Annotated in this window: 9 protein-coding genes; 4 read left to right on the top strand and 5 right to left on the bottom strand. The window is 64.1% G+C overall.

Annotation, left to right across the window (positions count from 1 at the left end):
- Positions 1-61: 61 nt before the first annotated feature.
- From V3G39_09935 to V3G39_09950, 4 genes are all read left to right on the top strand, one after another.
- Entirely contained in the window at positions 62-1,549 is a 1,488-nt protein-coding gene (locus V3G39_09935) for an FAD-linked oxidase C-terminal domain-containing protein (GenBank protein ID XAS74987.1), read from the top strand.
- 6 nt (positions 1,550-1,555) lie between these two features.
- Entirely contained in the window at positions 1,556-2,761 is a 1,206-nt protein-coding gene (locus V3G39_09940) for an FAD-binding oxidoreductase (GenBank protein XAS74988.1), read from the top strand.
- 73 nt (positions 2,762-2,834) lie between these two features.
- Positions 2,835-4,217 (top strand): heterodisulfide reductase-related iron-sulfur binding cluster, encoded by a 1,383-nt coding sequence (locus tag V3G39_09945; GenBank protein ID XAS74989.1) that lies wholly within the window; start codon positions 2,835-2,837, stop codon positions 4,215-4,217.
- Positions 4,218-4,291: 74 nt separating this feature from the next.
- The gene (locus V3G39_09950; protein ID XAS74990.1) at positions 4,292-6,067 is read left to right on the top strand and encodes an L-lactate permease; all 1,776 of its coding nucleotides are present in this window, start codon (positions 4,292-4,294) and stop codon (positions 6,065-6,067) included.
- Between the two features lie 81 nt (positions 6,068-6,148).
- Here the strand turns inward: V3G39_09950 and V3G39_09955 are convergent, their stop codons facing one another.
- The 5 genes from V3G39_09955 to ctaD form a co-directional block, all read right to left on the bottom strand.
- Entirely contained in the window at positions 6,149-6,859 is a 711-nt protein-coding gene (locus V3G39_09955; protein ID XAS74991.1) for a sulfite exporter TauE/SafE family protein, read from the bottom strand.
- A gap of 101 nt (positions 6,860-6,960) precedes the next feature.
- Positions 6,961-7,389 (bottom strand): heme-binding protein, encoded by a 429-nt coding sequence (locus V3G39_09960; GenBank protein XAS74992.1) that lies wholly within the window; start codon positions 7,387-7,389, stop codon positions 6,961-6,963.
- Entirely contained in the window at positions 7,386-9,566 is a 2,181-nt protein-coding gene (locus tag V3G39_09965; protein ID XAS74993.1) for a malate synthase G, read from the bottom strand. The genes V3G39_09960 and V3G39_09965 overlap by 4 nt, the downstream gene beginning before the upstream one ends.
- A 154-nt stretch (positions 9,567-9,720) precedes the next feature.
- Positions 9,721-10,962, bottom strand: coding sequence for an alpha-hydroxy acid oxidase (locus V3G39_09970; protein ID XAS74994.1), 1,242 nt, complete (start codon positions 10,960-10,962; stop codon positions 9,721-9,723).
- A 936-nt stretch (positions 10,963-11,898) separates the two neighbouring features.
- On the bottom strand, positions 11,899-13,674 hold the full coding sequence (ctaD, locus tag V3G39_09975; GenBank protein XAS74995.1) for a cytochrome c oxidase subunit I: 1,776 nt from the start codon (positions 13,672-13,674) through the stop codon (positions 11,899-11,901).
- Between the last annotated feature and the right edge of the window lie 407 nt (positions 13,675-14,081).

Raw genomic sequence — 14,081 nt, forward strand, 5'->3', positions numbered from 1 at the left:
CTAATGTTTCGCCTGGCGGGAAAATGTTCCCGCCTAGTGGAAACATTCGAGGAGTTGCTCGATGAGCGTCGATACTCCGGTCGCGCGACCAAAGACCATCACCACCCAGCTTCGTCGCCAGTTCGTCGCTGCGGTCGGGGAATCTGGTGTCATCAGCGAGCCTGCTCAGCTGCGTACCTATGAATGCGACGGCCTGACCGGTTACCGCATGACCCCTGCGCTGGTCGTCCTGCCTCAGTCCACCGAAGAGGTCTCTGCGGCCGTGCGGTTGTGCGCCGCGCACGGTGTGCCGTTCGTGGCGCGGGGTGCCGGAACGGGCCTGTCCGGTGGGGCTCTGCCGGTGGCCGACGGCATCGTGATTGGGCTGTCACGGATGCGTGATGTCATCGGTATCGACCCGGACAACGAGCGGATGACCGTCCAGCCGGGTGTCACCAACTCCGGTATCTCAGTGCTCGCCTCTCCCTACGGTCTCTACTTCGCGCCGGACCCCTCCAGCCAGATCGTCTGCACGGTGGGCGGGAACGTCGCCGAGAACAGTGGTGGCGCGCATTGCCTGAAGTACGGATTCACCTCCAACCACGTCCTGGGGGTCACCCTGGTCACCCCCGACGGCAGCATCATGCACCTCGGCGGCGACACCACCGACTCGATCGGCCCGGACCTACTCGGAGTCGTCGTTGGTTCCGAGGGAACCCTCGGCATCGTCACCGAAGTCACCGTCCGGTTGCTGCGACGACCGGAGTCCGTGCGCACCCTCGTTGCTGATTTTGATTCGGTCGAGGACGCCGGCCAGGCCGTGAGCGGACTCGTCGCTGCCGGGGTCATCCCTGCGGCGGTGGAGATGTTGGACAAGCTGGCCATCGAAGCCTGCGAGCAGGCCACCGGTGCCGGATTCTCCCGCGACGCCGCCGCCGCGCTGATCGTCGAACTGGACGGTTTCGACACCGAGTGCGAAGCCGACTTCGACACGGCACGGAGGCTGTGCGAATCCAACGCAGCCACCGGCATCCGGATACCCACGAGCACAGCCGAGCGTGCCCTGATCTGGCAGGGCCGTAAGTCGGCCTTCGCAGCAATGGGCCGCATCAGCCCGGACTACTTCGTCCAGGATGGCGTCATCCCGCGCAGCAAACTCGGCCCGGTACTGACCCAGATCGCCCAGATGGCCGACGACGCCGGGCTACGGGTGGCCAACGTCTTCCACGCCGGGGACGGCAACCTGCACCCGTTGGTGCTGTACGACGCACGACACGTTGGTGAGGCGGAGCACGCTGAAGAACTGGCGACCGCGATCGTCGAACTCTGCGTCAGCAGCGGTGGGTCGATCAGTGGTGAACATGGCGTCGGAGCGGATAAGGCCTGCTCGATGATGAAGATGTTCACCCCCGATGACCTGGCCGTGATGAAGCGGGTGCGTGATGCGTTCGACCCGGACGGCATCTGCAATCCGGGCAAGCTCTTCCCCACGCCGCGGTTGTGCGGTGAGCTGCCCGGCCCCTACCGGCCGCATCCGCTGGAAACAGCAGGCGTCATAGGGAGAGGGTGACCGCAGGTGAGTGATACAGCGCAGACCGAGCAGATCGCACCCCACGATCTGGACGACGCAAGCAGGGCTCTGGGCGAAGGCCAAGCAACCGGCCGCACGGTTCTCTTCAGCGGGGCCGACACCAAGTCCCAGTGGGGCGGGGTGGTCGATCCGACCGACCTGCGGATCAGCACGGATGGCCTGAACGACCTCATCAGTCACCAGCCCGGTGACATGACTGCGGTCGTCGGCGCTGGAATGCCGCTGCGTACGTTGCAGACCTCGCTGGCCGAGCAGGGCCAGTGGCTGGCCCTGGACCCCGCTACCGAGCAAGCCGGCGCAACCATCGGCGGGCTGCTCGCCACCGGCGACGCCGGTCCGCGGCGGCTGCGCTACGGCACGATGCGCGACCTCGCCATTGGGGCCACCATCGTGCTCGCGGACGGCACGATCGTGCACAGCGGCAGCCATGTCATCAAGAACGTCGCTGGTTACGACCTGACCAAACTGTTCCACGGCTCCCTCGGCAGCCTCGGACTGATCGCCGAGGTCATCCTTCGGCTGCACCCGCTGCCCGCCACCAGCTCAACACTTCGCGCGACCGCAACCGTCAGCGAGGCCACCATCGCCGCGTCAGCGCTGAGTCGCAGCGGAGTGGAGCCGACCGCTATCGAGTGGAGTCAGCCAGGCACCGGCGACGGATCAGGAACGCTGCTGGTCCGGATCGACGGGAGTGCCAGTGGGACCTCAGCGGGGTCGAGTCGCCTCGCGAAGGTCCTGTCCGACCAGGGACTGTCTGCGCATCTGTTGGACCCAGACGTCGCTGACCGACACTGGGCCACGTTCGCGGAAGCCACCCGCGGCTCGACCGAGGAGACCGTCGTACGGGCAGGCGCACTGCCCGATCGGTCACCCCAGGCCATCCAGGCACTACGCACACTTGCTGATGAGCACGGCGTGCAGGCAGCGGTCGCCAGCAGCATCGCACTCGGCCTGCATACCGCCGTCCTCAGCGGCTCGGCCGACGCCCAGATGGAGGTCGCAGATCAGTGGCGGCGCAGGGTCGAGACCCTCGGCGGCAGCTGCTCACTACGCAACCGACCGGCAGTGGTCGCCGACCAGCTGTCTGCCTTCGGTACCCCGCCGTCAAGCGCGCCGCTGCTGAGAGCTGTGAAGCACAAACTCGATCCGTACGAGCGTTGTGCACCCGGTCGTTTCCGGGGTTGGTACTGAACCTCGTAAGCACGGCATCCGACCCTGCCAGCCCATCGTGCTTCGTGCACACCGGCCCTGAACGGAATCTCGCATGACTGAACAGACAACTTCCTCCAACCCCATCGACATGGCTCGCGCCGGGCAGACCCCGGACACCGTCCTGCAGGTGGACGACCACGGCGGCACCGGCGTCTTCGATGCGTTCCACCCCCCGGCCGACGAGTTGATCTCGGACTGTGTGCACTGCGGGTTCTGCCTGCCCGCCTGCCCGACGTACAGCCTGTGGGGAGAGGAGATGGACTCTCCTCGTGGCCGCATCTACCTGATGAAGGCCGGCCGCGAAGGCACCGTGGAGATGGACGAGACATTCGCCGGCCACTTCGACGCGTGCCTGGGCTGTATGGCGTGCGTGACGGCCTGCCCCAGCGGGGTCAAGTACGACCAGTTGTTGGAGGCGGTCCGACCGCAGATCGAGCGAAACTATTCACGCTCCCGCAGCGATCGGTGGTTCCGCGAAGCCATCTTCGCGCTCTTCCCCTTTCCGAACCGGCTACGGGCGGCAGCGGTGTTCGGAACGCTCTACCAGCGCAGCCTGCGCAAGCCGCTGCAAAAGTCCGGACTTCTGCAGAAGCTGCCCGCCCGACTGCAGGCGATGGAGGCGCTACTGCCACCAATGGCATTGCGCGACATCAGGGTCCGCCTGCCCGAGTACACACCGGCGATCGGTCCCGTCCGTCATCGGGTGGCCATGTTGACGGGATGCGCCCAGCAGGTCTTCTTCTCAGACGTCAACGCAGCCACGGCAAGGGTCCTCGCGGCGGAGGGGTGCGATGTCCTTGCGCCGGCGGATCAGAAATGCTGCGGCGCATTGTCCGTGCATGCAGGACGTGAACCGGAAGCGCTTGATCGGGCCCGAGCACTGATCGACCGCTTCCTTGCCCTCGACGTCGACAGCATCGTGGTCAATGTGGCCGGTTGCGGATCGACGATGAAGGACTACGGCCTGCTGCTGCGCGATGACAAGGAGTATGCCGACAAGGCCGTGCAGTTCTCCGCCAAGGTCCGCGATATCAACGAGCTGCTCTACGACCTCGGCCCGGTCGCGCCCCGTCATCCCATCCCTGGCCGGGTGGCGTACCACGATGCATGTCACCTCTCGCACGCCCAGAAGATCCGATCCCAGCCGCGGGCAGTGCTACGCACGATCCCCGACCTGGAGGTCGTCGACATCCCCGAAACCGACCTGTGCTGCGGGTCAGCAGGTATCTACAACCTCGTCCAACCCGAGCCCGCCGAAGAACTCGGCCGGCGCAAGGTTGCCAACATCGTCAGCGTCGCACCCGACATGATCGCCACCGCGAACCCAGGGTGCCTGCTGCAGATCCGCCGGTATCTCGACCCACCCGTCCCGCTGTACCACCCGGTCCAGCTCATCGACTTCTCGCTGCGGGGGATCAACCCACTCGCACCCTGAACCAACCGCACGTAGCACGGCACCCCGTTTTGCCGTTTGTCTCTTCAGCTGGTTCCGAACCCGGAGGTCCACTTATGTATGACCAGATCTATGACCCGATAAGACACTCTCTCGGCCTGTCGACCATCTTCGCTGTCTTGCCGCTGCTGACCGTTTTCGTGCTGCTCGCGGTGTTCAAGGTGCGTGCCCAGTGGGCCGCACTCATCGCCCTGGCCGTCTCGATCATCGTGGCGATCGTCGTCTACTCGATGCCAGTGGGTCAGACCTTCTCCGCCGCCGGGGAGGGAGCAGTCTTCGGCCTCTTCCCGATCATGTGGATTGTGGTCAACGCCATCTGGGTGTACACAATGACGGTGACGACCGGGCACTTCGACGTGCTCCGGCGGTCATTCGGCACGGTGTCGTCGGACCAACGGATTCAGGCCATCATCATCGCGTTCTGTTTCGGTGCGCTGCTGGAGGCCCTGGCCGGCTTCGGCACCCCGGTCGCCATTACCTCGGTGATGCTGCTGGCACTCGGCTTCTCCAAGATCAAGGCAGCCTCCGTGGCCCTGGTGGCGAACACCGCGCCTGTCGCTTATGGAGCAATCGCCGTGCCGATCACCACGCTGGCCAAGATCACCAACCTACCGGAGCACGACATCGCCTCCACGGTGGGACGCCAGACTCCCGTCCTGGCCCTGATCGTGCCGCTCGCGCTGGTGTTCATGGTGGACGGCAAGCGCGGGATCAAGCAGACCTGGCCGGTTGCCCTCCTCGCGGGCGTCGTTTTCGGCCTGCTGCAGTTCCTGTGCTCCAACTACATCTCCATTCCGCTGACCGACATCGTGGCGTCGCTCGGCTCGGCGCTGGCCATCGTGATCTTCCTGCGGGTGTGGCAGCCCAGCGAGGTGCTCCATGTGGATGCACTCTCCGAGGAGGACGTGAAGTCCCACCTGAGCGCTGCGACCGAGTCCGCGCACGCGGTAGAACTCGGTGGCAGCCGCGGTACCGGTCGCCGTTCCGGTAGGACAGCCGAGGGCAGTACCGCCGGCCGCGCGGCGTCTGCGGCAGGGGGAGCGACGAGCGTGTCGGGAGCTTCAGGGCTGACCGACGCGGCGGGACCCGACTCCCGCTCGGACATCTTCAAGGCATATGCGCCCTACCTGATCATCATCGTGGTCTTCTCCGTCGCCCAGATCGGATTCATCGCGAAGCTGCTGGCCAAGGGCGCGACCAAGTTCACCTGGCCCGGGCTGGACATCCAGACCCCGGCCGGGAAGTCTCCGTCCGCTGTCACGTTCGCGTTCGGCTGGCTCCCCGCAGGCGGCACGCTGCTGCTGATCTCCGGAATCATCACCATGCTGGTGTTGGGGCTGGGCCCGATCACCGCACTGCGTGACTACCTCAAGACCCTCGACCAGCTCAAGTGGGCCATCGTGACGGTCGCCGGAGTGCTCGCCCTCGCCTATGTGATGAACCTGTCCGGACAGACCATCACGATCGGTAAGTGGATGGCCGGCGCCGGAGCGGCATTCGCCTTCCTGTCGCCCATCCTCGGGTGGCTCGGTGTTGCCGTGACAGGGTCGGACACGTCCTCGAACGCGTTGTTCGGCACCCTGCAGACGTCCGCTGCCCAGTCGGCACACCTGCCGCCGGTGCTGATGGCTTCCGCGAACAGTTCCGGTGGTGTCCTCGGGAAGATGATCTCCCCGCAGAACCTCGCCATTGCCGCGGCTGCCGTCGGCCTGGCGGGAGACGAGGGCGTGATCCTGCGCAAGGTCCTCGGATGGACACTCGGCTTCCTGCTGTTCATGTGTGTGCTGGTGTATCTGCAATCCACCAGCGTCCTGTCCTGGATGCTGCCGTGAGCTGACGCCGCCCAGTACCCGTCAAACGCCCACTGCCCTCATCGGCAGTGGGCGTTTGACGTTCCCCGACATGCAGGTGGGTCAGGACAAGGCCTGCGCTGTGACCACGAGGCCGGAGAGTAGAGCGAATCCGAGGACGGTGTAGCGCATCAGCGGACCGGTCAGTCGGTGATGCACGAGGTGGCTCAGCAAAGCGCCGATGGCCACTGCCGGTAGCAGCAGAACCGCTGATCTGATCTGATCCGATCCGATCCTGCCGGTCAGGGCCAGAATGACCAGCGAGATCACCTCACCTATGACGAAGCACGCGGCGACGGACGAACGCAGCGTGGGCGCCGGGCGATGTTGAAAGACGAGCGCCAGTGGTGGACCGCCGATGCCCGTCGAGGTTTCCGTCACGCCGGTCACCACCCCGGCGATCACGAACGCAACCCGCTTCGGGTCGAACGACGGCGCGAGCAGCGTCGTGATGACAGCGAGGATGATTGACAACCCGATGAGCAACTGCAGCTGGTGCGCGGTCACCAACAGCAGCACACCCAACCCCCCGAATGTTCCGAGGAGCCTCCCGGCGCTGACCCAGGTGATCCCAGGCCTGTCGATCCCTCCGCGTTCGCGCCACAGGATGTAGCTGTTCAGCGGGATCATCTGGATCAGCAGGAAGCCTGGCAGGAGTGCTGGTTCCACAATTCCGATGACAGGCCCCGCCAGCAGAGCGAAGCCGAAACCTGTCGCGCCTTGGACGAAGGCAGCTATCAGCACGGCTGCCGCCAGGATCAACAGGTCGGTCATTCGTCCTTCGGGGTTGACCTCATTCAGTGGATATCGACCGAGCAGCTTTCTGGGAGGCTGGAATCACCATTGGCGGAGATGGCAACCAATCAGGGTGCGCGTCACTCGGTTTGGGGGACCAGTCCTGCCGACTCGATCCCTGCGATGGCTGCTGACTCGTCGTTGTCCGAGGTGTCACCGGTCACCCCGACCGCTCCCAAGAGGACGCCGGCAGAGTCTCGCACGAGCACCCCACCGGGAACTGGCAGCAACGCTCCGCCGACGGCATGGGAGACCGCTGCGATGAAGTAGGGCTGTTGCTCGGCCCGAGCCATGATGGCTCGTGACCCTATGCCGAGCGAGAGCGCACCGTGGGCCTTGGCGAAGGCGATCTCGAAGCGCTTGTTGGACGAGCCGTCCTCGCGCTCGGCTGCTACGACGTGACCACCAGCATCGAGAACCACGATTGTGAGCGGCTTGAATCCCACTGACGAGGAGTGGTCACGAGCACTGGCAATGATCCTCCGGGAAGTTTTCAGGTCCAGTGTCATGAAGCGACGTCCTCGTTGATGAGTTTGCGGGCTGCCCGTCGCCGGTGCAGGATCGGTTCGGTGTAGCCACTCGGCTGGAGGATCCCCTCCAAGATGAGGTCCCGGGCGGCGAGGAACGCCTGGCCGTCGAAGTCGGGCGCCATCGGTACGTAGGTCCTGTCGTCGGCATTCTGGCTGTCCACGACGACAGCCATCCGGCGTAACGTTTCTTCGATCTGCTCCTTGGTCACGACCCCGTGCAGCAGCCAGTTAGCAACGTGCTGGGACGAGATTCGACACGTCGCACGGTCCTCCATGAGGTTCACGCCGTGGATGTCGGGGACTTTCGAGCAACCGATGCCTGCATCGATCCACCGCACCACGTAGCCGAGCGCACTCTGCACGTTGTTGTCCAGCTCTGCCTGCCGGTCCTGCGGCGTCCACTCAGCCGCATCACCCAACGGAATTGTGAGCAACTGGTCTCTGGTCGATCGTCGTCCGCCAGCAGCCAACTCGCTCTGTCGCTGCGACACATCCACCTGGTGGTAGTGAATAGCGTGCAATGTCGCAGCGGTAGGGGAAGGGACCCAGGCGCAGGTTGCACCGGCCTGTGGGTGCTCGATCTTCTTCTCCAGCATTTCGGCCAGGTTGTCAGGTGCGGCCCACATGCCTTTGCCGATCTGAGCTCTACCCTGCAACCCGCATTCGAGGCCGATGTCCATGTTGGAGGCTTCGTACGCCGTGATCCACGGCTCGTTGCGCATGTCATTTTTGCGCACCATCGGTCCGGCCTGCATGGACGTGTGGATCTCGTCGCCGGTCCTGTCGAGAAATCCGGTGTTGATGAACGCAACGCGATCACTGGCGGCCATGATGGCTGCTTTGAGGTTCAGCGACGTGCGACGCTCCTCGTCCATGATCCCGACCTTGATCGTCAGTGCGGGCAGGCCCAGGGTCTGTTCGACTCGCGCGAACAGTTCACAGGCGAACGCGACTTCGTCGGGTCCGTGCATCTTGGGCTTCACCACATACATTGAGCCTGTTCGCGAGTTCCCCCGTGTTGTGTCGCCTCTGAGGTCATGCGTGCTTCCCAGCCCCGTGACGAGAGCGTCGAGGATCCCTTCCGGAACCTCGTGGCCCTCGCCATCCAGCACCGCATCGGTCGTCATGAGGTGGCCCGTCTGACGAATGAAAAGCAACGAACGCCCGTGCAGGGTCACCGCATCTCCAGCCGGAGACGTGTAAATACGATCGGGGTTCAACTCGCGGACGAATGTGCGTCCGTTCTTCGATACCTCTTGCGACAACGTCCCCTGCATCAGGTGAAGCCAGTTTCGATAACCGAGCACCTTGTCTGCAGCGTCAACCGCAGCAACGGAGTCCTCCAGATCCATGATCGTTGAGACCGCCGCCTCGAGGATGATGTCCTTCACGCCGGCCGAGTCCGTGGCTCCGATGGGGTTCTGATGGTCGATGGCTATTTCCAGGTGCAGCCCATGGTGTTCGAGCAGAACGGCGTCGGGTGCGTCTGCCGAACCCCTGTAGCCGGTGAGCTGTGCGGGATCTTCCAGCCGGAGGATTTCTTCCTTGACGGACACGGCCAGTCCCTGAGCATCGACCGCGTACGAAGTGGCGTCGACATGAGAACCGCCAGAGAGCGGCACGTACTCATCGAGCAGTGCACGTCCCCGGGCGATGACCTCAGCGCCTCGTACGGTGTTGTAAGAGGTGCCTCGGGCCAGGTCGCCACCCTCCGGAATGACATCGGTGCCGTAGAACGCGTCGTACAGGGATCCCCAGCGGGCATTGGCCGCGTTGGTGGCGAACCGGGCGTTGAGCAGTGGTACAACCAGCTGAGGACCCGCAATTTCGCAGACCTCTGCGTCAACGCCCGCTGTTGTGATTGTGAAATCTTCGGGCTCCTCCAGCAGGTACCCGATCTCCCCTAAGAACGAGGAGTATGCGTCTGGCTCAGGAGTGCCTGGGTGGGCGCGGTGGTAGTCGTCAATTTGCTGCTGCAACGTGTCACGTTTTGCCAACAGTGCAGCATTTCGAGGCGCAAGATCATGAATGATCGCGTCGGTGCCGGCCCAGAAGCGGTCCGCATCGACTCCCGACCCAGGCAGGGCCTCCTGCACGATGAACGTATAGAGCTCCTCTGCCACGCTCAGCCGACCGACCTGCACACGCTTCGTCATGTGGATCCCTCACTCGTTTTTCCACTAGATGAACAAAAGTTTCCGTACGTCGAAAATATCGTCCCATGTGCCGACACCGAGCGAAAACTGACGCGACGTGAGCGGGAACGGGTTTCCTGCCCACCAGAGCGGGCACGGCAGGAGAGCGCCGGGGTCAGTCGTGGTGGTCGCGTGGTGTCAGCTGCCGTAGCTGGGTGACGTGTGCGGGTTGGAGGTCGGCGATCGTAGGCACCTGTAGGAGTTTCATGGTCCGCTCAATCTGCTCGGCGAGAATCTCGATGGCCCGGTCGACACCGGCTCGTCCTCCGGCCATCAGCCCGTAGAGGTAGGCGCGTCCTATCAGGGTGAAATTGGCGCCGAGGGCTAGCGCAGCAACGATGTCCGCACCGTTCATGATTCCGGTGTCCAGAATGATCTCGACGTCTTTTCCCACTTCTTTCACGACCGATGGCAGCAGGTAGAAGGGCACTGGTGCGCGGTCCAGCTGACGACCACCGTGGTTTGACAGCACGATCCCGTCGACGCCGAGGTCCACCAGCTTGCGCGCGTCCTGCACGGTCTGAACGCCCTTGACGGCGAGCTTCCCAGGCCACAGGTCCCGGATGATTTTCAGATCCTCGAAGCCGATCGTGGGGTCCATGGCCGAGTCGAGCAGCTGGGCCACGGTGCCACCGGTTGATGTCAGGGAAGCGAACTGCAACGTCGGTGTGGTGAGAAAATCAAACCACCACTGTGGCCGCCGCGCCGTGTCGAGCACGGTGCGGGCGGTCAGTTGCGGCGGGATGGAGAACCCGTTGCGGACGTCTCGCAGGCGCGCCCCGGCCACTGGGGTGTCCACGGTGAAGAAGAGCGTGTCGAAACCTGCCTGGGCCGCGCGGTGCACCAGGTCGTAGGAGATCTCCCGTTGGCGCATGACATACAGCTGGAACCAGTTACGACCTGCCGGGTTGGCGGCCCGCACCGCTTCGATCGACGTCGTGCCGAGCGTCGATAGGGTGAAAGGGATTCCGGCCGCGCCGGCCGCACCGGCCCCGGCCGTTTCTCCCTCGGTCTGCATCAATCGGGTGAACCCCGTCGGGGCGATCCCGAACGGCAACATCGACGGGCCGCCAAGAACCGTGGTGGACATGTCGACCGTTGAGACATCCCGCAGGATCGCCGGATGGAACTCGATGTCCTCGAATGCCCTGCGCGCCCGGGCCAGGCTGAACTCCGCCTCAGCGGCACCGTCGGTGTAGTCGAATGCTGCCCGTGGGGTGCGCCGCTTGGCGATCTGGCGCAGATCGTAGATCGTCAACGCTCGGGAGAGCCGGCGGTGGGTTGCGTCCAGATCCGGCCGACGGAACTGCATCAGCTCGCGGATCTCCGCCGGTCGAGGGACTTGCCGAGAAACCATGATCAACACCGCGATCCATCCAGAAAAAGCCCTTCCGGGCCTGGCACCAGGCGCGAACTCCTGGTAACCCAATCGAGAGCTGGATACCGCAGGTCAACGCACCGTCGACCACCAGGCTAGCCGCGCAACCGCTCTTGGGACCTCGGTCGGCCGCCCGGTGAGGCCCGTCCTAGGGAGGGGGGCCTGCAGAAGCGGTCATCGTCGTCTCGTAGAGGCGTGGGTTGCACGCGGGCAGAACACGCCGCGGCGCACCTGTCCTTGGCTACGCAACCGTGGGATCCACACCTTTGGCACGCGATGTTCTCGGTTTAGTAGCAGATGAACCGCCAGCCGGAGCCGGCCATTTCGAACAGGGCCAGTGGGAGAAGTGCGCGCCAAGCACGATGTGCCAGGTGACCAGCCCGCGCACGTCGAGCAGCGTCAGGAGTTCGACCCCGCACAGTCGTGGGCGTGTCGAGGCGGGCGATCACGCTGTCGACGGTGGGGTCGACCCGTCCACCCGAAACTTCTGCCCCATCCAACTGACAGGGCTTCCATTGCACCCGGTCAATGAGACGGTCCTGTAGTTGTTTCTCGTGGAAGCTGTCTTCTTCGCGCTGCGCGGTTGGTGGAGTGGGCATCCCCCTTGTCTCGGGTCTGTCGTGACGTCGCTGGAGCAGGCACAGTACGCGATCAACAAGCCCTCGACGGGTGGGACCATGGCCGGTGGTATTTCCACCATCGGGACCGTCGGTGGGTCTGCGACGACTCCATCGAACTCCACTGCCGTCCCGCCCACCCATCGGCAGAAGACCACCGCCGTTCCCGTATGGATCACGCCACCGGCCCAGTCGAGATTGCGACCCGAGGGCAAGGGCACGACCTGTTCTCCGTCAGGTGCGCCGGGGCAGCCCGAACTGCACTGTTGACGCCCGGACACTTTTCAGGCGTCCTCGATCACGGGGTGTGCAGGTCACCGTCACTGTCTTGTTCGACGCCCGGGGTTTGTGATCTTCGGTCGCCGGGTGCTGTCAGCTTGGAGAGTGCGTCGGGTGCCGCAGCGACGGACAGTGCCGCCACTTCAGGGTGGTGCAGGTCGAACGCGGGGCGTTCGGAGCGGATGCGGGGGATGGAGTCGAAGTTGTGCCGCGGGGGTGGGCAGGAGGTTGCCCATTCCAGGGAGGCCCCGTAGCCCCAGGGGTCATCGGTTTCGACCAGGGGTGCGGTGCGCGCCGTTTTGTACACGTTGTACAGGAATGGCAGCATCGAGACGCCCAGGATGAACGAGCCCACGGTGGATACATCGTTCATCCACTGGAAACCGTCTTGGGGTAGGTAGTCCGCGTAGCGCCGTGGCATGCCGTCCACGCCGAGCCAGTGCTGGATCAGGAACGTGGTGTGGAACCCGATGAAAAGCAACCAGAAGTGAATCTTCCCCAGCCGTTCATCTAACATCCGGCCGGTGAATTTGGGCCACCAGAAATAAAACCCGGCGAACATCGCGAAGACCACGGTGCCAAAGACGACGTAGTGGAAGTGCGCGACCACAAAGTAGGAGTCCGTCAACGACAGGTCCAGGGCCGGACTGGCCAGGATGACACCGGTCAGGCCGCCGTACAGGAACGTCACCAGGAAACCGATCGCCCAGATCATCGGCGTCTCGAACGAGAGCGACCCGCCCCACATGGTGCCGGCCCAGTTGAAGAACTTCAGACCGGTAGGCACCGCGATCAGCATCGACATGACCGCGAAGAACGGCAGCAGCACTTGCCCGGTGGCGTACATGTGATGGGCCCATACACTCACCGACAGCGCTGCGATGGCGATCGTCGCGAACGCCATGGTCTTGTACCCGAACAGTGGTTTGCGGGAGAAGACCGGCAGGATCTCGGAGATGATCCCGAAGAACGGCAACGCGATGATGTAAACCTCCGGGTGGCCGAAGAACCAGAACATGTGCTCCCAGAGCATGGCTCCGCCGGTTTGGGCATCGAAGACGTGCGCGCCCATCACCCGGTCGGCACCTAAGGCGAAGAGCGCTGCCGCGAGCACGGGAAACACCACGATCACCAGGATCGAGGTGATCAGCACTGTCCAGACGAACATCGACATCCGGAACATCGTCATACCGGGGGCGCGCATGCAGATGATCGTGGTGATGAAGTTGACCGATCCCAGGATGGTGCCGAACCCGGCCAGCGCCAGCCCGAAGACCCACAGGTTCCCGCCCAGGCCGGGGCTGTAGACCGAGCTACTGAGCGGCGAGTAGGCGAACCAGCCGAACGACGCGGCGCCTTGTGGGGTGAGGAAACCACCTGCCGCGATGAGCCCACCAAACAAGTAGAGCCAGTAGGCGAACATGTTCAACCGTGGGAACGCCACGTCCGGCGCGCCGATCTGCAACGGCATCAAAGCGTTTGCGAAACCCGCGAACAGTGGCGTCGCGAACAACAGCAACATGATGGTGCCGTGCATTGTGAACAACTGGTTGTACTGCTCAGGGTTGTCCACGATCTGCAGACCCGGCGCCCACAACTCCGCGCGGATCAACAGCGCCAACAGGCCACCGATCAGGAACCAGGCGAACGAGGTGATGAGGTAGAGGTCGCCGATGACCTTGTGGTCTGTCGTCGTCATCCACTTGACTGCCGCGCGGCCGGGGTGGCGGAGGGGCGCGGGTGGTGGGTTCTGGCGACCATCCGACCTCGTCGGTGGCGCTTGGGTGGTTGCCATCGGGGTGGCCTCCTAGAATTTTTGTGAACTGGATCAGAAGCAGAGGGGCGGTCGGACAACCCGAGATATCTGCGCCTTCTAACGCGCTTTTTAACGCGCCTTCAGCGGCAGGTCTGAACGGTGGGGCACGGGTATCGCCAGCGGCGATCTGGGGCCGCGCGAATCCTTGATCTGACCGTCGCGGCGGTCCGGCTCACCCGGGGGACAGAAAGGCTGTCCGAGAGGAGCGCAGGATCGGGAGCAGGGCCAGTGGCCCAGAGCATGCTCATGGGGTGGGGCATCGCGGTCCTGACGAGAACAGCAATCGCCGTGGTGTCCGGTTGGGAGCGTGCGCTCCAGAAGGCGGCAGCGGACGGCCGGTCTTCGTTCGAACCTGCTGTGGTCTCAGCACTAAAGACGTTACCTGG

Source organism: Dermatophilaceae bacterium Sec6.4, from assembly GCA_039636865.1.
Classification (GTDB): Bacteria; Actinomycetota; Actinomycetes; order Actinomycetales; family Dermatophilaceae; genus Allobranchiibius.